At 34.3% G+C, this 21,951-nt stretch carries 18 protein-coding genes; 6 read left to right on the forward strand and 12 right to left on the reverse strand.

What is annotated here, in order from left to right:
• Positions 1–87 precede the first annotated feature (87 nt).
• The 5 genes from KO527_RS02210 to KO527_RS02230 form a co-directional block, all read right to left on the reverse strand.
• Positions 88–552 (reverse strand): YbaK/EbsC family protein, encoded by a 465-nt coding sequence (locus KO527_RS02210; protein ID WP_216038751.1) that lies wholly within the window; start codon positions 550–552, stop codon positions 88–90.
• A 97-nt stretch (positions 553–649) separates the two neighbouring features.
• The gene (locus tag KO527_RS02215; RefSeq protein WP_216038752.1) at positions 650–811 is read right to left on the reverse strand and encodes a hypothetical protein; all 162 of its coding nucleotides are present in this window, start codon (positions 809–811) and stop codon (positions 650–652) included.
• Positions 804–3,470 (reverse strand): M14 family zinc carboxypeptidase, encoded by a 2,667-nt coding sequence (locus KO527_RS02220; RefSeq protein WP_216038753.1) that lies wholly within the window; start codon positions 3,468–3,470, stop codon positions 804–806. The genes KO527_RS02215 and KO527_RS02220 overlap by 8 nt, the downstream gene beginning before the upstream one ends.
• Before the next feature lie 73 nt (positions 3,471–3,543).
• On the reverse strand, positions 3,544–4,932 hold the full coding sequence (locus tag KO527_RS02225; protein ID WP_216038754.1) for a hypothetical protein: 1,389 nt from the start codon (positions 4,930–4,932) through the stop codon (positions 3,544–3,546).
• A gap of 1 nt (position 4,933) precedes the next feature.
• On the reverse strand, positions 4,934–5,857 hold the full coding sequence (locus KO527_RS02230; protein WP_216038755.1) for an ATP-grasp domain-containing protein: 924 nt from the start codon (positions 5,855–5,857) through the stop codon (positions 4,934–4,936).
• Positions 5,858–6,075: 218 nt separating this feature from the next.
• On the opposite strand from KO527_RS02230, the gene KO527_RS02235 reads away from it, so the two are divergent.
• From KO527_RS02235 to yeiP, 3 genes are all read left to right on the forward strand, one after another.
• Positions 6,076–7,212 carry a M20 family metallopeptidase gene (locus KO527_RS02235; protein WP_216038756.1) on the forward strand — a complete coding sequence of 379 codons (1,137 nt, stop codon included), beginning with the start codon at positions 6,076–6,078 and terminating at the stop codon, positions 7,210–7,212.
• A 320-nt stretch (positions 7,213–7,532) separates the two neighbouring features.
• Positions 7,533–9,716 (forward strand): M4 family metallopeptidase, encoded by a 2,184-nt coding sequence (locus KO527_RS02240; RefSeq protein WP_216038757.1) that lies wholly within the window; start codon positions 7,533–7,535, stop codon positions 9,714–9,716.
• A 262-nt stretch (positions 9,717–9,978) separates the two neighbouring features.
• Positions 9,979–10,554, forward strand: coding sequence for an elongation factor P-like protein YeiP (gene yeiP / locus KO527_RS02245; protein ID WP_216038758.1), 576 nt, complete (start codon positions 9,979–9,981; stop codon positions 10,552–10,554).
• 46 nt (positions 10,555–10,600) lie between these two features.
• Here the strand turns inward: yeiP and KO527_RS02250 are convergent, their stop codons facing one another.
• The 6 genes from KO527_RS02250 to KO527_RS02275 form a co-directional block, all read right to left on the reverse strand.
• Positions 10,601–11,539 (reverse strand): DUF2785 domain-containing protein, encoded by a 939-nt coding sequence (locus KO527_RS02250; protein ID WP_216038759.1) that lies wholly within the window; start codon positions 11,537–11,539, stop codon positions 10,601–10,603.
• 183 nt (positions 11,540–11,722) lie between these two features.
• The gene (locus KO527_RS02255; protein ID WP_216038760.1) at positions 11,723–12,190 is read right to left on the reverse strand and encodes a glycine zipper 2TM domain-containing protein; all 468 of its coding nucleotides are present in this window, start codon (positions 12,188–12,190) and stop codon (positions 11,723–11,725) included.
• A 21-nt stretch (positions 12,191–12,211) separates the two neighbouring features.
• Positions 12,212–12,781 (reverse strand): penicillin-binding protein activator LpoB, encoded by a 570-nt coding sequence (gene lpoB / locus KO527_RS02260; RefSeq protein ID WP_216038806.1) that lies wholly within the window; start codon positions 12,779–12,781, stop codon positions 12,212–12,214.
• A 69-nt stretch (positions 12,782–12,850) separates the two neighbouring features.
• The gene (locus tag KO527_RS02265) at positions 12,851–13,288 is read right to left on the reverse strand and encodes a YcfL family protein (protein ID WP_252733351.1); all 438 of its coding nucleotides are present in this window, start codon (positions 13,286–13,288) and stop codon (positions 12,851–12,853) included.
• Between the two features lie 12 nt (positions 13,289–13,300).
• Positions 13,301–14,725 (reverse strand): hypothetical protein, encoded by a 1,425-nt coding sequence (locus tag KO527_RS02270; protein WP_216038761.1) that lies wholly within the window; start codon positions 14,723–14,725, stop codon positions 13,301–13,303.
• Positions 14,726–14,975: 250 nt separating this feature from the next.
• Complete coding sequence (locus KO527_RS02275) at positions 14,976–16,457, reverse strand: glycoside hydrolase family 19 protein (protein WP_354668597.1); 1,482 nt, start codon at positions 16,455–16,457, stop codon at positions 14,976–14,978.
• Between the two features lie 303 nt (positions 16,458–16,760).
• Between KO527_RS02275 and KO527_RS02280 the strand changes: the two genes are divergently transcribed.
• Positions 16,761–18,425, forward strand: a complete 1,665-nt coding sequence (locus tag KO527_RS02280; protein WP_216038762.1) for an alpha/beta fold hydrolase — start codon at positions 16,761–16,763, stop codon at positions 18,423–18,425.
• Between the two features lie 109 nt (positions 18,426–18,534).
• On the opposite strand, the gene KO527_RS02285 is transcribed toward KO527_RS02280, so the two are convergent.
• Positions 18,535–19,374 (reverse strand): methyltransferase, encoded by an 840-nt coding sequence (locus KO527_RS02285; protein ID WP_216038763.1) that lies wholly within the window; start codon positions 19,372–19,374, stop codon positions 18,535–18,537.
• Positions 19,375–19,616: 242 nt separating this feature from the next.
• Between KO527_RS02285 and KO527_RS02290 the strand changes: the two genes are divergently transcribed.
• Positions 19,617–20,552 carry a cytochrome c peroxidase gene (locus tag KO527_RS02290; RefSeq protein ID WP_216038764.1) on the forward strand — a complete coding sequence of 312 codons (936 nt, stop codon included), beginning with the start codon at positions 19,617–19,619 and terminating at the stop codon, positions 20,550–20,552.
• Positions 20,545–21,939 carry a diguanylate cyclase gene (locus KO527_RS02295; RefSeq protein WP_216038765.1) on the forward strand — a complete coding sequence of 465 codons (1,395 nt, stop codon included), beginning with the start codon at positions 20,545–20,547 and terminating at the stop codon, positions 21,937–21,939. Before KO527_RS02290 ends, KO527_RS02295 begins: the two co-directional genes overlap by 8 nt.
• Positions 21,940–21,951: the final 12 nt, after the last annotated feature.

A 21,951-nucleotide genomic window follows, 5' to 3' on the forward strand; every position in this document is an offset into this window, starting at 1 on the left:
TATGGTTTATACCATTATGTTATCTTTTAAAGGAGTAGCCATTACTGCAATAACATGCCTAGAATTGAAAACCCCAAAGGTTCTGAGCTATTTAGCAAACTCACAATATTGTGGCTGTATTAAAGTTAAATAATCTTGTGTATTTAATATAAATGACTTTGTTAATATGCCTGCATTAAATGCAATTTTTTCATTATATAAAATTGATTCATCTAAATATAAATCATATGGATAGATAGGTTTACCAAAAGGCGGTAAAGCGCCCTTTTCTACATAACAGATGTCTTTTAACTCTTGTTCGGTGGCAAATCTGAGTTTTTGTGTTTTAAGGATTTTTCTTACTTTATTAGAATCTACCTGTTTTTGTGCAGAAATAACAAATAGATGAAAACCTTTTTTATCTTTAAACAATAATGTTTTACCACCTATTTTTATATCTTCGCCTCTGGCTTGTGCCGATATTTCACAGGTTGCAGCAGCTTCATGGTCAACTTCTTTATAACTAATATTGTTATTTTCTAATAATGCTCTTAGGTTTTCTGTGATACTCATTTTTGAATTGATAGCGAATTAATCATGACGCGTATCATAATAGTAAAAATAGATTTAGCAAGCGGGATATATTCCCGCTTACCCCCATATCAAAGCTTTAATCATCACCTAAAAACATATCTTCATCTTCTAACTCATGTGGCAGATCATCATCTAGCTCTTCTAAGTTAATACTTTGTGTTTGAGCGTAATAAATTGCTGTCACAGCTGAATAGTTTGGAACATTATCAAGCTTGATATTATTTGTAATATTAGTCATCTCCCAGGAACATATCTTCATCTTCTAACTCATGTGGCAAATCATCATCTAACTCTTCTAAGTTAATGCTTTGAGTTTGTGGGTAATAAATTCCTGTCACAGCTGAATAGTTTGGAACATTATCATAGCTAAAGACACTGTAATATTTTGGGATATTTGCATTACCAAAGTTATCAAATGTATATTCGTCTTTCCCACCATAAATCTTTACACCATCAAAAGGCGACTTTGGCGGATGAAATCGATTTCTCACAACAAAAGAGCCAACAAAGTCTGCACTATCTGGGTTTTGCCAAGTTAGTTTAACTTGTTTATTTTCAATCGAAACCTCTAAATTTTTAGGTTGTGTTAAAGCATATTTACGACGCTCTAAATAATTAATAATGAGCTTAGCTTTAAATTCTTCGTTATCACCATGAAAATCAACAAGCGCATTAGTCGCTTGTGACTCAGCTGTTGCACGAATAATAAAGTAGAAAGGTTTATTTTCACAATGAAGTCTCTCTAAAGCTTGCATAGAATAGCTATCAAATATGAAATGATGCTGAGATTTATCTTTGAGCTGTTCATTAGAAATTTCATAGCCAATATACTCAATTTTTTCTCTTTGTTTCACACTTTTATAATCAACATCTTTAAGCTCCACCAGCTCAATGGTGAATCTAATATCTTTTGATGTTGTTAAATAATTTTTATTATTGAGTTGTAAATATGCTTGCGTGATCACTGTGGTATCTGGGTTTGGCAAAACATCTAACGCAAATGCCATTTGTCCATATACAATCTGACCTTGCTGATCAAACCCAGATTTTAGCTGCTCACTTTGTACAAATTCAGGGTGAATCGTATTAAGTATTGCTGGACTCATCTCTATGGTTTTAGCTGGTTGTGTATAAATCAAATCTAAATATGGACGATAATGCAGTCCGCTGCCAAAAGGCCCATAACCAATATCAAACTGCATTATTTGAGAGTCATTACCTAAAGGCAAACTTGTAGGCCCTTTGATCCTCAATAAAATTTCTGGGCTGTTATTTAAAATAAGTTGATCTAATACATTGCGTTCAATGCCATTAAACTGCCATTTACTCCAAATACCTTGTGTCATTTTATCTGACTCTATCGTTTGACCTAAACTACAGATACTGTCAGCATTGGCTATTTCATCATAATCATAAATATCGATAATTTGACTCGCATCTAAGATATCAATTGACCATTCACCAAATTTCTCAATTTTTGCATTAACGCGATTCATTGGGTAAAGTGAAAACTTTGCATTTTTAATCATGCTGTTATCTGGTAAGTTACTTAAATCAAAACGTATCACACCATAACTAATACCACGTTTTTTATTCACTCCGATAAACATTGAATTATAACCGAAATGTTCTTTATTTTTATTGATGTAGTTTTGGGCTAAATAGCCCACATCTTGCCTTGCAGGAAATAAAGTCATAGAGAATTCGTTACTTGCTAACTTGGTTTTTAAACGCAATTCAGGGCTAAAAGGCGATTTGATTTTTGTAACTTTATCAACAGCTCTAATATTATAAAAATAGCTCTGGCCACTTTTTAATTGCACGTCTGTAAACTCTGATGACTTAGTGATAGCCACTAAAGTTTGCTCATTGCACATATTTTTATTTGTTTCGCTTCGATAAATTTCAAAATACAAATCATCTTTAACAGGACAAACCCACTCAAGTGTGACTGTATCTATACCTATTTCTTTTATTGTAAAACCTTCAATTCGTTTAGGTGCAAGTTGGGAATAGTTAATCGCTTCAGATAAGGCATGTATCAAGGCTGGGATATTTTCATCAATGCTTTGCGCCATATTTTGCATGTAATCAGGAATATTACGCGTACCCACTTCAACAACCGTTGCTAATATGCCTTTTGAATAATAATACTCTCGGCCACTGCCTCGAATTAAATTTGCTGGCGGTTTCCCTCTATGAATACCGTATTGTCTTCCTGTTACTTTCTTAATTTCATTATTCATGTTGGCACATAAAATATTAAGATCTGTGCCTTCAATTTCAACTTCATGATTAAATTTATGAGCAGGAAAAAATACATTTCCTTGAGAATGATAATCAAGTGATACTGTTATATTAGAGTGCGTTTCAACAAAATCTCGAATAGCCCGAGTTTCAGGCTCTGAGAAAGGGTAAGGACCACCATAAGTATTGCTATTACTATCGCCTCCTTTTCGAAATTTGGAATCAAAATTACGATTTAAATCAACGCCAAATGTGCCATCGCCATTCACTCGTCTGTTTTTACGCCAAAATGAAAAGTGATTACGAGAATACTCAAAACCATCTGGATTTAAACATGGCACAATATAAAGCGTATTACGGGTTAACGTATCCATTAGCTTAGGATTAACACGATAGTTATCCAGAATATACTTAATAAATTTAATCGCTAACTCATTACCAATCCATTCTCTGGCATGAATAGAACCCGTATACAATAAACCGGGTTTTTCATCTGCAAAAGCAACGTCATTTGAAATTGTTGCCATCATAATTGGACGATTTTCCCAAGTTTCTCCGATACTATGCAATCGAATTAAATTAGGATGTTGGTTCATAGCATATTGTAAGAAATCGATAGTTTCTTGATATGACGCATATTGTATTTTCATAAGGATACTTTTATTGATTATCAAAAATTTTAGCGGGCAAGTTTAAATATAAAAATTGCCCTAAAGTCGCGCTTTAAAGATTTTTACTAAATTGTGCCCAATGAGATTGAATGACTTCTAATTTCTTAGCTTTAACATTTTTTATTTCACATAACTTTTGAGGGTTGTTTTGCAACGCATCAACAACACCTTGCGTGCCTAAGGTATTCACAATTTCTTGTGCCATTTTATTGCCTATGCCTTTAATGCTTGTAAAAAATGACATCAAACTTAATTGCGAAATTGCATTTTGATCATCTGGTGTTTCGATGACTAAAGAATCACTACTTTCATCTTTACTCACTTGAATAGGCAACGGCTGAGAAAATAATTCAGGGTGGTTTAGCTTAAAGTTATCTTGAAAATTCCACATATCACTTGGCCATTCTTCACCGTCATTTTGCTCAATACGCATAACAGGGTAACCAAATTCATCAACTTGATTAAACAACTCATTACCATCACAGCTAGGTGTATGTTGACCAAATGTAATATGCCTCATAGTTCTGAGCAGGCTAACATTAATTTTGCCTAACTCTTCCCAATTCCACATTGGAATATGAGGCGCTTTAAATTGCCCATTTGAATACTTCCACATAAGGTATTGACCAATCCAATCTCGAATATATGGAAAAGCAGCAAATGCAGTTGCACACTCTAAAATATAAATTTGCCCATTTTTACCCAAAGCAATATCACATGCCCAATATTCCGCATTAGCCGCTTTAGATGTTTCTATAGCGAGTTTCAGTACATTCTTCGGCACATTTGCATAATCCATACTACCGCCTTGGCTTGTATTTGTTAGCCATTCACCTTCTGGTGGTCTTCTCCAAAAAGCACACACAGGTTTATGCCCTATTAGCATGACTCGAATATCGGCTTCCATAGGAACAAAATCTTGAACATATACTGGGTAGTATTTACGTTTATTTAATAAAGCTTTTGCTTCACCATAGCTGTCAACTTTATGTACAAAATATCCACCATAATTTGATGGCCCAAAAGACCGCTTTATAATTTTAGGATATGTCGCATTTTTCAAATATTTTTCTGCACGATCAGGTACATAAAAAATACTTGTTTTAGGTGCTGGCAAATTATATTTATTACAAAAGTGCGTTACATTTTCTTTTGATTTATTGGAAAATTGCGCATCAAGCGAAGGCACAAACTCAACATGAGGTAATGCTTTTGAGATTTCTCTAAATGTTTCATAAGCAGTTGCCGGGATATTACCTATTAATACATCTATTTTTTTTGTTTTTATTTCATCTATAAAGCGTTGTTTGTCTTTACCCCAACGATATGTCACTTGCTCAATTTTATTTGGCCAGCCCTTAAAGTTAGACTTATCAAAAAAGCGCATAACATGATTTAAATACAAAAAGCCTAGCTTAGGTAAAGAGTTTTTATTTTTCATTTTACGCAACCTTAGAGGTAGATTGGGATACAGTGCGATCTATTAAATTAACAATGGCGTCTAATTTTTTGTTATTAAAATTAAGTCCCAGTTTTTCTTGCTCAGGTGTCGCAAATGCAGGAATACTATTAATTTCAAGTACCACATAGCGCTCTTGTTCACGATCATAAATTAAATCTACACCAGCGATTTCCAAGCCAGCTAAATCAGCAGCCCGTTTAGCAAGGGCAACCACTTCATCATTAGGTTCACGAACAAAAATACTGCCGCCAGAAGTAATGTTTGTTTTCCAATCATCTTTAGGTGCTTTGCGACCATAACAACCAATTAATTGTCCATCAACAATATCAATGCGGTAATCCGTATTGTCATAATCAATAAAACGCTCTAGATAAAAGTAACGTAAATCAGTTCGGCTTAAAAAAGGTAATAACATATCAAGCGCTTGTTCGCCTTCAATTTTGACTATGCCTGCCCCACCCCAGCCATCGGTTGGTTTATAAACAAGCTTACCACCCCAGTCTTTAATGGCTGTTTTTAATCCATACGTATCATTTTTATGGCATAAACGATATTCAGGCGTAGCAATCGAATGGTTATTTAGTAAATGTGAGGTTTTAAACTTATCTTCAGACAATGCAAATGCTGCGTAATTATTGATGGTAGGAATGCTCTGACTAATGGCTTCATATAAATACAATTGATATTGGCTCTGCTGCCCTGCGTTATAACTTAGAAACAAATCAAGCTCTTCCATTATGATGCCATTGCAAAATATATTGCCATCTCTGGCATAAGCATCTCTCAAGTTTAACCCTGTAACGCAGTTGATATCTCTTTGTTTAAGCGCATCGACCATTTTCGTTTGAATTTGACTTCCGCCACCATTTTCATATAACCACAAACCAACATTTGCTATTGCCATTCTTTATCTCCTTTAAAGCCTTTGTTGCCAATTAAGCTTAACCAATAAGTGTTTTTGTTATCCCTATTAAAATCTAGTTTTATGACAGTTAGTTGAAGCAATATAAAATCACTAAATTGTTCATTAAACGGTCACAAAAATGAAACTTAAATTTTAGATTTTTATATTTAAATACAGTGGTAAATCACAGTAAATATCACTATGGAAGGCTTTAAAACATGTTGAACTCAATGAATTTTTCTGAGCTTGCTCAAATAATCAATATCAATTCATACAGTAAAAATAAATGTGGCATAGATCAAAATGCCCAAATTTTTAAGTTATGGATGCAACCTTTAGGCTTTCAAACTAAAACATATGAAAGAGAGCTTATCGGTGATCACATTTTGTTTACGTCAAAGAAAAAACCAGGTAAAAAAATATTACTATTAGGTCATTTAGATACAGTTTATCCACCGTGTACATTTGAAAAGTTTTCTGAAGATGAAAGCTGGATCTATGGGCCAGGCGTATGTGATATGAAAGGCGGAAATTATGTGGCTTTATGTGCATTAAGAGAATTAAAGAAACAACTTGGTGACATTTATAATGTTGATATGCTGCTTGTGAGTGATGAAGAAACAGGTAGTGATGATAGTAAGTCCCTTTCAAGTCAATTAGCTGCAAACTATGATTATTGTTTTGTATTTGAAGCTGCGGGTAAAGACCATGAGGTTGTGATATCAAGAAAAGGCGTTGCAACTTTTAATATCGAAATTGAAGGCAAAGCAGCTCATGCAGGAAATGAATATACTAATGGTATCAATGCGAATTTAGCTGCAGCGCATATGATCATAGATTTAACTGCTTTGACTGACTTAACACAGCAAACCACGGTTAATGTAGGTAAGTGCTCAGGTGGAATAGGTGCAAATACTATTTCTCCAAAAGCGAATTTAGTAGTAGAAGCGCGATTCAATTGTTTTAATGAAAAACTCAGAGTATTGGAAAATATCTACCATATAGTAGATCATGCCAAAGTTGAAGGCGTTAAAATCAACATAAGTGGTGGTGTACAAAGAGATGTCATGTCATCAAATCCCAAACAAAAAGCGTTATTAGATTTTATAAATTCAGCAATTGGCTACACCTTACCTACTGAGTCACGTGGTGGAGTAAGCGATGCTAATACCATGTCTGAAGCTGGGCTAATAACACTTGATGGTTTTGGGCCATATGGAGATGGCGACCATACTATTGATGAACGCGCTTGTAAAAAAAGCTTTATAAGACGAATAGATGAAATGAGTAAAATACTGATTCAATTTTCTAGACTCAAATCTAATATTACAACAGAACAAGTTCAATCTGCATAATTCGTATACTTTAGAATTAAGGCTCTAATCAAGAGCCTTACTTTCAAATTTAAAATATACAACAAATATGCAACATTTAAACTTAAAAAAACAGGTTAGCTTTTACATACTACAAATAGTCTAATTTATAGAGATACAATAAAAGAACAACACACCTATGAAACATATTCAGACCAAATAAATTACGCGCAATGTTAATACATTGTAAATTAACTTCCATTCATATCTTTTTAGTTCTAAAAATAGAAACACCACTAACAAGACGCTTTGTAAATTCTTGTTATGTGAGACAAACAATAATCGTTCTTTAAGGATATAAAATGAAAAATATTTTTAAATTTGCACCTGTTGCAGTCGCCATCGCTTTTAGTATGAATGCACAAGCTGCTCAGTGGCAAGATGCACAACAAGTTAGCTCCAATAAAAATATCTCTAACTCTGTCATGCAACAAACTATTAGCCAACAATTAAACTTGCCTACAGATCACCAGATGAAAGAAGTGCGCAGAGTGGTGCTTTCTAATGGCAATGTAAAAGCGAGATACCAGCAACAGTATAAAGGTATTCCTGTTTATAATAGTGCTATAGTTGCACAATCAAATAACTTTGGTTTAATGCAAGCAAGTGTTGGTCAGGTACTAACTAACATTGAGCAAGATATCGTATCAACAACCGTGAGTATCTCAGCCGATGAAGCAATGAGAAAACTGATAGCGCAAAGCAGTATAAAAGTTAAAGCTGAAAACAAAAAAACACAATTATATGTTTATTTAGATGATCATCAAGAAGCCCGCCTTGTTTATGAACTCTCATACTTCAATGCGCATAAACAACCTACTCGCCCTTTTGCAATTATGGATGCAAATACGGGTGAAATTATCAATCAATGGGAAGGCTTAGCACATGCATTGGTAGGCACAGGCCCTGGCGGTAATGAAAAAACGGGCCAATATGAATATGGCACTGACTTTGGTTTCTTAGATGTAAGCCAATCAGGAAATACATGTACCATGAATAATGCCAATGTAAAGACTGTTAATTTAAACGGTTCAACATCAGGTTCTTCAGCATACAGTTATAGCTGTCCAAAAAATACATTTCAGCAAATCAATGGGGCTTACGCGCCATTAAATGATGCACACTTCTTTGGTGGCGTTGTTTTTGATTTATATAATGATTGGTATGGCACTGCCCCTTTAACTTTCCAATTAACAATGCGCGTTCATTATTCTAGTAATTATGAAAATGCATTTTGGGATGGTTCAGCCATGACATTTGGTGATGGCGCTAATACCTTCTATCCACTTGTAAGTTTAGATGTTTCTGCTCATGAAGTGAGTCATGGTTTTACTGAGCAAAACTCAGGTTTAGTCTACAGTAATCAATCTGGTGGTATTAATGAAGCCTTCTCTGATATGGCTGGTGAAGCAGCAGAGTTCTTTATGCAAGGCTCAAACGATTGGTTAGTTGGCGCGCAAATATTTAAAGGACAAGGTTCTTTACGTTATTTCCAAGACCCAACACAAGATGGTAGTTCAATTGGGCATGCATCAAATTATTACAATGGTATAGATGTACATCATTCAAGCGGTGTTTTTAATCGCGCTTTCTACTTACTTGCAAACACAGCTGGTTGGGATACAAAAAAAGCATTTGAGGTTATGGTTAGAGCAAATCAGTTATATTGGACTGCTAACACAACATTTGATGAAGCAGCTTGTGGTGTAAAAAATGCTGCAACAGATGCAAGTTACAATACAGACCACGTTATTGCAGCCTTCAATACTGTTGGTGTAGACGCAACATGTGGCGGCGGAGGTGGCGGTGGCGACACTGAAACTCAATTACAAAATGGGGTTGGTATAACAGTATCAGGTAGTAAAGACTCTCAAACTCTTTACTATATTGATGTACCAGCAGGTGCAACTGATTTAGCAGTACAGATCAGTGGTGGTAGTGGTGATGCCGACTTATATATGAAAGCAGGCAGCACAGCTTCAAAATCAAACTACGATTGTCGCCCATACAAGAATGGTAATACAGAAAGCTGTACAGTAGCAGCTCCAGCAACAGTTCGTTATTCAGCTATGTTAGATGGATACGCTGCTTATTCAGGTGCAACATTAGTTGCAAGTTACACTGAAGGAGGCTCTGGCGGCGGTACAGGTACTTTTGAGAATAATCAAAGCTACTCAATTCCAGATAATAATGCAGCAGGTATTTCAAGTGATATCGCAGTAACTGATATTGGTAACGCATCAAGTGTGAGTATTGAAGTTGATATTAGTCATACTTATAAAGGTGATCTAAAAGTTAGTTTGATCAGCCCATCTGGTGTGAGTTATGTATTACACAACAATGCTGGTGGCAGCACCAATGATATAAAACAGACTTACTCTGTGACATTAAGTGGTACTGATACAACAGGTACTTGGCAATTAAAAGCAGTTGATAGTGCATCTTGGGATACAGGCACAATTAACCGCTGGTCTATGACTTTTTAAACGGTTGTTCACTCGCTTCAAGATATAATTTTTATTTACTATAAAACACATATCTTGAAGCCGTTTTAAAATTAACATTATTTCCCGGACGTTTCAGTCAAACCTATATTGCGTGCAATATAGGTTTTTTCATTTATTCAAAGTCTATAAATACACTAACATCTAAAATCATCACTTAATTAATCAGATTTTGATTATCTAGTTGCATATAAATTCGTAAATGTTACTTTTACCGCATTGTAATTTTCAGGACAAAAATATTATGCCAAAGGCAAGTGACGTTAAAAAAAATACAGCAATTGAGTATAACAACAGTGTTTACATCATCAGAGATATAGAACGCTCAGTACCGCAAGGTCGTGCTGGCGGCAGTTTATACCGTATGCGTATGTACGATGTAGTATCAGGTCTTAAAGTTGATGAAACATTTAAAGACAGTGATATGTTAACACTTGCTGATTTAATTCGCCGACAAGTTATGTTCTCATACTTAGATGGTGATGAGTTTGTATTTATGGATAACGAAGACTACACACCGTATAACCTAAATAAAGAAAGCATTGAAGACGAAGTGCTATTTATTGATGAAAATACCCAAGGTGTTCAAGTTGTTTTAGTTGATGGCGCAGCGGTTGGCATTGATCTACCTTCAAGTGTAGAGCTTGTGATCACAGAAACTGACCCTTCTATTAAAGGTGGCTCTGCTACTGCTCGTACAAAACCAGCAATTCTTTCTACAGGTTTAACTGTACAAGTGCCTGAGCATATTTCTACTGGTGACAAAATCAAAGTAAATACTGAAGAACGTAAATTTATGGGCCGTGCTGACTCTAAATAAGTCAGCCCTATAAACAAATAATTTAAGGGGACATCACTCCCCTTCTTTATCTAACTATTTTTATCGCTTTTTCAAGGTCTGGGATCATCGACACTAATACCTCATTTTTACTATTTTTTATAATCGCATAAAGTGAATATAAAAAGCTTTGTAGATTATGAAGTTTTGCTAACGACTCTTGACTATTATAAGCCTCTGACCAACTAGCTAATGGCAAAGGCACTATCACTTTTTCAATCCATTGTTGCCAATCTTTAGCAGTATGCTCTTTTCTTAAAAATATATAAACTAAAGGCATAGCTAAACGCTTAGATTCACCATAGATATAAAAATGTGCATTATTCGCTTTTATTTGAGTAGATAAAGCATTCAAAATACTATCAAGCTGTACTTTATTTAGTTTAGGATTGAGCGATAACTGTAATAATAAATCCGCGCCATGAGCGATACCGTGTCGCCAACCTAGCTTATTATCAAATCCTCTGTAATCTTTTTGGTAAATTAAATAAGTGATTGCTTCTTTTAGCAAACTGCTACGCTGATATTCTGTTAGATAGGGAGATTTACGGTCTACTCGAGCCAATTCAGCTAACACTAGCGCGACAAATGGTTGATATATCCCATTCACATCATCAATTTTCGTATTTAAAACAGGTTCTAATGTATTTAACATTTGAATGGCTATTTCTGTTTTTAGCAAATTACCTCTAAGCCATTTAGATAAGCTCTCAAATGCAACGCCATCTCTGAGTTCAGGATCTGGATGCGCTAAACAATTTAGCATCTGCAATGCGAGTTGCTCACGCTCACGCGGGTTGTCAACTTTAAAGTCAGATGCTTTAAGCGCAATTAGTTTTGATTTACTCCAGTGTTCTGATAGACAGCTTTGACTAACTTCTTGTGCTTTAATATTATTTTGTTCAGCTGCAACTACTGTCAAATTTACACTTAAACAAAGCATGCCTGCTAAATATAAGTTTTTCATCTCTAATCCTTTATTGTGATTGTTATATAACCTTTCTATTGAATGAAATTTATACTGAATAAAAAACACAAGCAATAAAAAACCTGACAATTTTCATCATCAGGTTTTTTAAAATAGATTCAACCTAAGGTTACATAAGCGTTATTAGCAGATTGCTTATTCGCAGCTCAAGTTAATTAGACACTAAAAAGCTTTATCTATTCTGACACTACCATTAGCTAAGTAAATTAAACGTATTTTATCATCTCGATTGAATATCATTCTAGAATCAAAATCTTGTACAACCATGTACTCTTTACCTTGCTCAGTTTTAATCATCATCTCAACTAAACGTAAGGTTTTTTCACGATATTGAGGATGTTTTTTATCTGAGATCGAAGCACCAATCAGAGACCCTAAAATGGTTGCAGCGACTTGACCACTACCGTCACCAAATTGGCTACCAATCGCACCACCAATTAATGCGCCACCAAAGACTTTCCAGCCCTTATTTCGATCTCGGATTAATTCATGCTCAGTAATATTTCTAACAGATTGTACTTTACCAAATAAGACTTGCTGTACTGGTACGGCTTTATTTCTTTCATATCCGGCACTAACATGTGTACTAAATATAAAAGTCATAAATATTAAGGTGATTACTTTTTTCATAATAAATACCTTTAAGCTTTACTACCAACCTACACGGGCAGTTTCACGGGTTTTACGAATTTCAGTTTCATCAGCCCATTCAACTAATCCACTTTCTAAGTCCATCAGTCTCATAGTGAACTTATAATATACGTCAGCTTTATCTTTATTCGATTTTACAATACTCGATAAGTTACCGTATAGCATATATTGCGCGCCCACTTGCTTACCAAAAGCAATTGCTTTACTTGGGTTAACCATGCCACCTTTTTGCTGAAAATTTAATTGCTCACGCGCTGCTTCAACTCTGCCCATATCTACAAAACGAAATTTACCTGATCGTAATAACTTAGTTGAAACAGAATCTGTAATAGACTCAGTATCTATATGTTCACTGGTTTTATTTTTGATACGTTCAACAAAAACTACAGGTCTGCTATTAGCTGTTAATGTGCCTACAACTGGCGAGAGTAATAATGAATCAGTCATTTGAGTGGCTACTTTTTGTAAATCCGTTGAGCCAAAATTAATATCTGTTGTTTCGACTGCAGTTGCATCGCCGTAGCTTACTACAGCCTTATTTGCACACCCTGTTAAGGCTAAAACAGTCATTCCTATTGCGGTACTAACAATTACTTTTTTCAAGGGATTTCCTTCTTTGAAATTTAATCTAAATTAGTTTTAAAATCTTTGTGCTTTCGTTGATACTTCACGCACATATACTTTGAACTTTGAAGCCCTAACTGATGGCGCTAAAGCGTCTAAATTAATGACTGCAAAACCATGTAAATCAAGCGGCTTCCAAGGCGCTTTGCCGGCTTCAACCGCAAAACCTTGATCATCAAACCATTCAAAATGATATTGCAGCGTTTGTGATTTTTTATATTTGCTACTGAGCTCTAAATTTAACTGTAATAAATCATTATTCTTTCGCGTAATAATATTGGTGATCTGTAATTTTTTAGCTAATTTAGGATTATCTAATTTCAGATGTGCCTGGTAGTTATCTGATACAGTCATTGGGCTTGAACCTATGCCCGATGTAACAGGTTTAGCACACCCTAACATCATATAAACACTAACAAAAATGACGAATACTAATTTTATAAAATGAGACATCTAACAAGCCCTTTATAGGTTAATTGCTTTGTAATCAATATGATTACCCGTTGCGGTGATATTTACTAAAGTGATGCGATTTGCTTTTACATCAAGGTTAATTTCTTTATTGAGTGACCCTATTTTGAGCGAAATATTATGATGACCCTCAGTTAAATCCGATCTTAATATATTGCTAGATTGTGGCAGTGTTAACCAACTTCTTGTATCTGCACGCTCAGACGACAAGTTATAAATATTGGCCAAAATATTACCAACATCTCCACCTTCTTTACTCATTTTTTTACGCATTTTTTCTTTTGCGATAAGTCTAATAACCTGACGGGTAATTAAACTCGGTAATTGTGATTTTAAAGTTTGCGCAGCAAGTGCTTCAACTTTTACAATTTGATCAAAAGTGAGTATTTCATCATTTATACTTAATTGCGCATTCGGAAAATACTGTTCAGATTTATGATAAACAGGTAGCGACACACTATAAAAACGCATTTCAGCATCACTGGTATACACAGGTAAGCGTAAACGCATTTCATCACGTTCTTCAACCAAACCTTGATCATAAATAACAACCACTTGACCTGTATTTTTTTGTTCATTTTTCTGGTATTTACCAAAACGTTTTTCAAAATTAACTAAATCATCCGTCATGCCTAATTTTGTGGCGAGCTTCAATACATCATTTTGTAAATATTGATTATCCGGGTATATTTCTAATGCTTTTTTATAATCAATATAGGCATCGTTTAACTCTCCTGATGCTTCATACAGTACTGCTGATATAAAAAATGTGTAGGCATTCTGAAAGCCGTTTTTGGCTTCGCCAATCACATCTTCCATTTCAGGGTATGTTGCACTTATGCTTTGCCAATCTAATTTTGCATCATCTTGTAAGTTTACTATTGCATCATTTATGACATCAAAGTTATTTTCTAAAGCTGCTCTTTGTACTAAATTTGCTTTTCTAATTTCAACCAGCGCCGCTTCATGATCGCCTAAATAAAGATAATTCAATGCTTGATAGCTATGCATCATGCTTTGCTCATAATCAGGTACCTCATAAGTAATCGCATTATCATTACTGAGCACAGCACCAATATTTTGTATTCCTTTACTAACTTGCAACTTAGCTTTTAATTTTTGCTCATCAATATAACCACTTGCTTGAAAGAAATAGTTTTTACTAGAGGGATAGTCACCAGCTAAATGAGTTAAGCGCCCTTTTTCTAATAAAGCTAATATATAGTTAGTATCAGACATATCTCTAATAGGAACTTCTTGTAAAGCTTGATCAAAATGACCATTAATCGCTTTTAATTTTACAGGCTTCATTTGTTGCGCATAACCAGAGAACAAGTCTCTAAATTGCATGGTCGCACAACCAGACAAAGTGAAAACCATAAAAATACACACAAATTTTGAAAATATAGGCTTTAACATGAAGTACCAATTACTCTAAAATCTAAAAACAATATCAACCAAATGTGTTGATGTTTATATTCTATATAAAAATGAATTGAATAACGTGAGCAATTGTCTTGAAAATGTAAGAAATCGTAAGATAGGTTTTATCATTTTTAGCGCCATCAATTAAGGTCAACGCTTTTAGCTTAATATGTGAACATTAACTTAAACTGAACAAAGGGTTTAGCGCTTAAAACACTAAATCCCTTATTTCTATACTAGGTTGTTATTCTACAACCTCAACATCAAAATAGTGTTCAACACATTTTTGATAATCACCTTGCTGTAATGCAAAGTGACGGGTTTGATAACCCACAAGTTTACAAGCAAATGATTTGCCTTCTGGGTTTTCAGGGTAATAACCCCAATCTTGATCCCAGTAAACTAACAATGCTCCGGCACCATTTTTATCAAAACGCTTTTGATCTTTACATCCTAACTCTTCATTGGCTTCAATAGGCACATTTAAATTATTTGCATGCGCTTTATAATAAGCAATACGATTAACTGACTGTGGTTTTTCATAACCATGACCACATTCAATACCGCCATTGATCACATTAGTTGTTGCACCAAATCCGGGCTTTATGCCATTAGCTGTATCATGTGCATTTGGTAACCAGGTACCATCTATAACATGCAACATGCTAGGTTTTGGAGATGCTGGATAAGCAAAAAAGAATACAGCTGATGCGATATTTAACCAGCTAGTAGCTACGCGCTCAGGATCATCTAATAATACTTTAGTATCCCCAAACATCGCTTGTGAAAATGGCCCATAATTGTAGTTATAGCTTAACTGTTTAGCACCACGACCAAAGTATTTTTTATAACTGCCATCTGCATTTGTACCACATTGCCACGTTTGACCTTGCCAAGTATCTGGAGAACATTCAGCATTGTAAGGGCAATTAGGTCCATCTTCACCACAACCTGCTTCACGCACATATACTAAGCCTTGTCGCCACTCTTCAATAGCAGAATTAGGATCGTGACCTCCGGTTTCTTGCGTAAAGTGTGCAAACATCGTTGCTAACGATTTACGACAAATCGCATCAGAATCTCGCCCATCATCATAACTTGCACAAAATCCTGAAAACTTAGCGATAGATTTTAAGAACTTAGTATAGGTATAAGCTGCATCACGATCTGGAAATGTATTTACCCAAGATGCCTCATTAATAATTTGCTCAACACGTTTCACATTTTCAGGGTTATTTATATTACCAGGGGTAACAGCTTCAACAGTTTGATTGTCTAATGTCGCAATTGATGCTTTAACTTCAACAAATAATGGCGTGTCCGTTAAACTTATTTCGTGTGCATTTATTTCACTTTTAAGCATCGTATAACCACCGCCAGGTTTTGGCTGCGGGCCAGGCGGATTAACGGGATCAGTTGTACCTCCGCCACTTGAACACTCACCTGTACTACCTCCTTCACATTCCCTTAAAAACTTCCAAGGTCCCCATTGATTTGTTTTATCGGGCGTATCTCCTTGCGTCCAATATCTCGCTTCAAAAAGTGATGCACTATAAAAAACTTGATCGCCTCCTAAATAAACCCCATTAGGTTTGAACGCTTCAAAACTTGTTGATGTGACTTGTTGGTTGCTAGCTACATTAGCTGCATTAGCTGCATTGATGGTAGTAATGCTCGGTAATATAAGCAACATGCTCACTAATGTTTGTTTTTTTATTTTAAACACAATTAGTACCTATTCTGTTAACTTGATTTTACATCCTGATAACAAATGACAGCGATGTCAATTTTTATTCACATCCACATTTACAATCCTCAATTTTAAAATTCATATGAAAAATAAAATACCTTTCTATATCAATCCTATACAAAACCATAAAGTACCCAATATAGAAACCTTATGAATATTCACTATAAATATAAAAAATATCAAACACCTAAATAGCTTACTAGAATAAAAACTCTAAGTTGATTTTTTAAACAATTTGAGACTCAAATAATTCAATCTAAAAATAACAAGAGAATACTTATGACAAAAACTCGGACTTTTTTAAAACTACATCATTTAAAATTACACCATATTGTTTTACTCCTTACATTTATTTTTAACTCAAATCAGATACACGCAAACCCATTAATCGATTTACTCAAAGCACTAGTAGGCCAACCTGTATTTAAGCAGTCTGATTTATACACTACAGATGATGACATTATTATTTCGTCTTATGATGGCACGCAATTACATGCCAATATATTTGTGCCATCCAGTGGTGCTGCTCACTACCCTACAGTAATATTTATTAATAGTTGGGGGCTAGATGAATATGAATACCTCACCGAAGCCTCAGAATTTGCTGAACAAGGCTATGTTGTTTTAAGTTACTCAACTAGAGGTTTTGGCAGTTCTCAAGGAAAAATAGCCACAGCGGGTGAGCAAGACTTAAAAGATGTTTCAGCTGTAATTGATTATTTATTAGCATATTACCCTGTTGACGAAAGCAACATAGGTTTGGCTGGCGTTTCTTACGGTTCTGGGATCAGCCTTTTAAGCGCCGCTTATGACTCAAGGGTAAGTGCTGTTGCAGCAATGAGTACATGGGGCAGCTTAACGGATTCACTTTATGGCCAACAAACACCTAGATTAATTTGGGGGGCATTATTAACTGGTCTTGGTTATTTAACCGGTACTCCCAGTGATGAAATTGCACAAAATTATATTGGATTGTTAAAACAACAAGATATTAATGAAATTACCCAATGGGCAAACTTACGCTCTCCTTTAAATTATATAGATGAACTCAATGAAAGTAATACGCCAATTTATATATCTAATAACTTAGGTGATAACCTGTTTCAGCCCAATAGTGTATTAGCCTTATACGAAGCATTAACAACGCCAAAGCTATTAGATTTAAATCAAGGAACACATGCTGTAGGTGAAGTGCTAGGCATGGGTAATGCGCAGCATCATGTTTGGCAAAATGCCCATGCTTGGTTTGATCATTGGCTAAAGGGTGAACAAAATGGCATTACAAATAAAAAGCCTGTAGAAGTAGAAGTAAAATTTGGACAATACGAGCAATTTGACAGTTGGCCAAGCACTGATATTTCACAAAAGGTTTTATACCTTCATGAAAAAGAATTCGATGGCGATGGTGATATGAAAAACTGGCCCTATGCACCTTGGTGGCCAAAAACCGATACTGTTTATTCAGGATTAGATACTTTTGCAACAACAGGCATTCCTTTACTGTCATATATCACAGAAGACTATTTATCATTACCTATTCTTTCTAGTATGAGTTTGATCAGTTCAATCAATGCGATTAGATGGGAGTCTGATTGGCTAAATGAAACATTAGAATTAAGAGGCATACACAAGATACACCTTAATGTTACGCCATCATCAGATAAAGCTTTATTAGTTGCGTATTTGTACGATGTAAACTGGGCAGGCATAGGCACTTTAATTACGCATGCACCCTATACTATTTTAGATGCGACGCCCAATGAAATAATAAAAGTAGATATAGACCTAGTAGCAACAGCATATGATGTACCTAAAGGTCATTACTTAGCACTTGTTGTAGATACAGCTGACATTTTATATAGTCCACCTACAACATCACTTTACAATTTTAAAATAAATTATGCGCAAGGTATTAATAATACTCTAACTTTATCTCACAAGTAAAAAGCTCCTGAAATTGCATTGTATAAAAGCTTTTTAAATATGTTAAAAATAAAAAACCTTAACTGAAATCAGTTAAGGTTTTTTAAATCGAAAATAACTATTTAGTTAATTAAAGTTTAGCGCCCGCTTTTACAAATTTTAAAGTCATACGATCGCTTTCACCTATAGCCATATATTTAGCACGGTCTTTATCTTTAAGTGCTAATACTGGTGGTAATGTCCAAACACCTTTAGGGTGATTAGCTTTATCTTTTGCATTGGCATTAATTTCACTGCTTGCAGCAAGTTTAAAACCGGCTTCTTTAGCTAATTTTATTGTCAAAGAGGCTGGGAAATAGCCACTTTTCTTATTTGTTTCCCAATTTTGAGATTCAGGCATTCTATGCTCAACAACACCTAGTGCACCGCCTGGTTTTAATGCAACATATGCATCTTTAAATAACTGGCTTACGCCTTCTTCTTTCCAGTTATGCAAATTTCTAAAAGTTAAAACTAAATCTGCAGTACCTTTTGGCGCGAGTACACTTGGTTTTTTAGGTGTAAAATCAGTTAGCTTCATTTTGCTAAAAATTTCATTGCTTGCTAATTTTTTTTCTAACTTTTTACGAGATTTACTATAGTAGTTATCTTCTCCAGTATCTGGGTACTGCGCACCGTAAAACTGACCTTTTTCTTTTAGCGCTGGCGCTAAAATTTCACTATACCAAGCACCACCTGGTGCAACTTCAACAACTGTCATTGAAGGTTTAAAGCCAAAAAACTCTAAAGTTTCTTTTGGGTTACGGTACATATCACGACTTTTATTTTTATCTGAGCGATATTCACCTGATATTGCTTTATCTAAAGCTGATGCACCATGGCTATGTTCGCTGTGAGCATTAACCATAGTGGCACATAAAATACCCGCTGTAAGAACCGAACCTTTAAAAAGTGTTTTTAAGTTTGACATTATTTTTATTCCATTAGGTTTTAAAATTTAATCGATTCTAGTTATAACAGAATTTTGTTTACTTTAAAGCCAAAACACGATTAATCACGTCTATTTGCAGGTAATAAATTCGTAACAAAATATAAATTTATTAATTTTGAATAACTTTTACAACTTATATGGTCTTCTATACTTGTCGTTAAAATAAAAGGATTTGTTTAGCCTATACTCACAAATATAATTTATAAAAATTTAAGGTAATGATGCGTATATTAACTGTCCTTTTTATAACTTTATCAATTTTAGCTTTTTCATTCGCTCATTTTTCTTATGCTCAAGAGCCTTTACTGCCTTTAATTCTTACTGAAAAAAATCAATCGAAAGTTCAATTAGGTAAGCAGTTATTTAATGACGTTTTATTATCAAAAAACCGAATGTTCTCATGTGCTAGCTGCCATCATGCGGATAAAGCATATTCAGATGGTAAAACGTTTTCTTTAGGCGCTGATGGCAAGCCATTATCTATGAATACGCCTAGTTTAGAGTATTTGGGTTTAAATTATTATTTCACTTGGACTGGAAAATTCAATAATTTAAATAAACACCTAGATAAGCTAATAACGAGCCCAAAAATAATGAATAATACTTGGGACACTATTATCAAGAGGCTCTCAACTACTCAGCATTACCCAGTGTTATTTACTAAAGCAGGATATTTAAATATTGATCCAGAAGCAATCAGAGACGCCATAATCTCTTTTGAATTAAGTTTACCAAAACCTTCTAGATTTGATTTATACCTTAAAGGTGATTTTAAACAACTTACTATTGAAGAAGTCAAAGGATATCAATTATTTAAAGATTATGGATGCAGTGGCTGCCATCAAGGAATGAATATAGGCGGTAATATGAGACAAAAATTTGGGGTTATGCGTCCTTATTTTAATGAAACTAACATAAAGCAACGTGATTATGGTTACTTTAATACCAGCAAAAGAAACAGTGATAAGTATTTTTTTCGTGTTCCAAGCCTACGAAATATTAGTAAAACAGCGCCTTACTTTCATGATGCTTCAGCCAAAACATTAAAAAAAGCGATAAGGATAATGTTTAAATATCAGCTTGGGATTATTCCAAATAATCAAGATGTTAAAAGTATAGAAGCATTTTTAAAGAGTTTGGATGCAGTTTATGAATAAACAAATTAAACACTATGTTGCATTATTTTTTATTTTTTTACTTTTAAGTCTACTTATTTTTGCTAATTTTAATTCACAGATCTCAACTTTAAAATCAGAAAATAATTTAAATTTATTACTGTTAGCGCTTCATAAACAAGATTCTGATATTTCTCAATTAATTTTGAAAAGTCATAGTAATTTGAATTCAAATTTTGATGAACTGGCTCATGCACAAAAAGCCTTAACAGAGCAAATCGACAGCTTAAAACTATTATTAAATTCTAATAATATAATAAATATCAATGAATCAATATCAGGTGATAATTTATATTTATTATATAAAAAGCGTTTAAACCAAATCGAAAAATTTAAATCTTTACATGCCAACGTAAACAACTCATTGCGATACTTGCCTAAATTAGAGCAACAAATAAGATCTCAACTGGATAATAGAAAATTTAGCTTATTAATCCAAACAATCGATAACATAGTGATTAATGCGTTAGGGCTGAAGGTCTTTACCGAAGCTAGAATAGCGAAGAAAAATAATCGTATTCTATTAACCCTTGAAAAAATGACCCCTGATACAAGTGAAGAAAGTAAAGAATTGATCCGATTATTTATTTGGCACGCACATAAGTATCAAGCTTTAAGAAAAGAAATGAACCTGTTAATTCCTCAACTTATTAATAACCCATTAGCGGCTGAATTGGATAAATTAGAAAAAATAATAGGTGGGATGCAGTTTGATAAAATCTACAAAACTAAAAAAATACGGTTTTATATACTTCTTTACGCCGGGCTATTATCTGTCTTAATCGTGGCCTTTTTAATTAACCGTCGATATCTTATTAATAATGTTTTACGGCATAAAAAACTCAGTGAGAGAGATCAGTTAACAAGTTTAAATAACCGTAGAAGTTTCATTTTTAATTTAGAATTAGCACTCAAAAACTCAAGAAAAAACAACAGCCATGGTGCAATCATCTTTATAGATTTAGATGGGTTTAAAGAAATAAATGATACTTTAGGTCATCAAGCAGGTGATAAAGTACTGATAACAATTGCAAATAGATTATCTGGAATTGAAAATAAATTTAGCAAAGATTCGATAGAACTGAACATAGCAAGATTAGGCGGTGATGAATTTGTTGTTTTAGTTGAGCTCAATAGCCCAGATATTGATAGAGGTATAATAGAGCAAGTAGCCCAAGAAGTTGTAATGCAATGCGCAATAACGCTACCTGATGAACTTAAAAATGCTGATTTATCAGCAAGTGTAGGTATTTGCTTATTTCCATTGCAAGGCACTGATATAACTTTACTGCTAAACAATGCAGATAAAGCCATGTATCACTCAAAGCGCAAAGGCAAAAATTGCTATACGTTTTATCAAGGAAATTAAAGGCTCACCTAA

The sequence above is a fragment of the Pseudoalteromonas sp. C2R02 genome, from assembly GCF_018860845.1.
GTDB lineage: Bacteria > Pseudomonadota > Gammaproteobacteria > Enterobacterales > Alteromonadaceae > Pseudoalteromonas.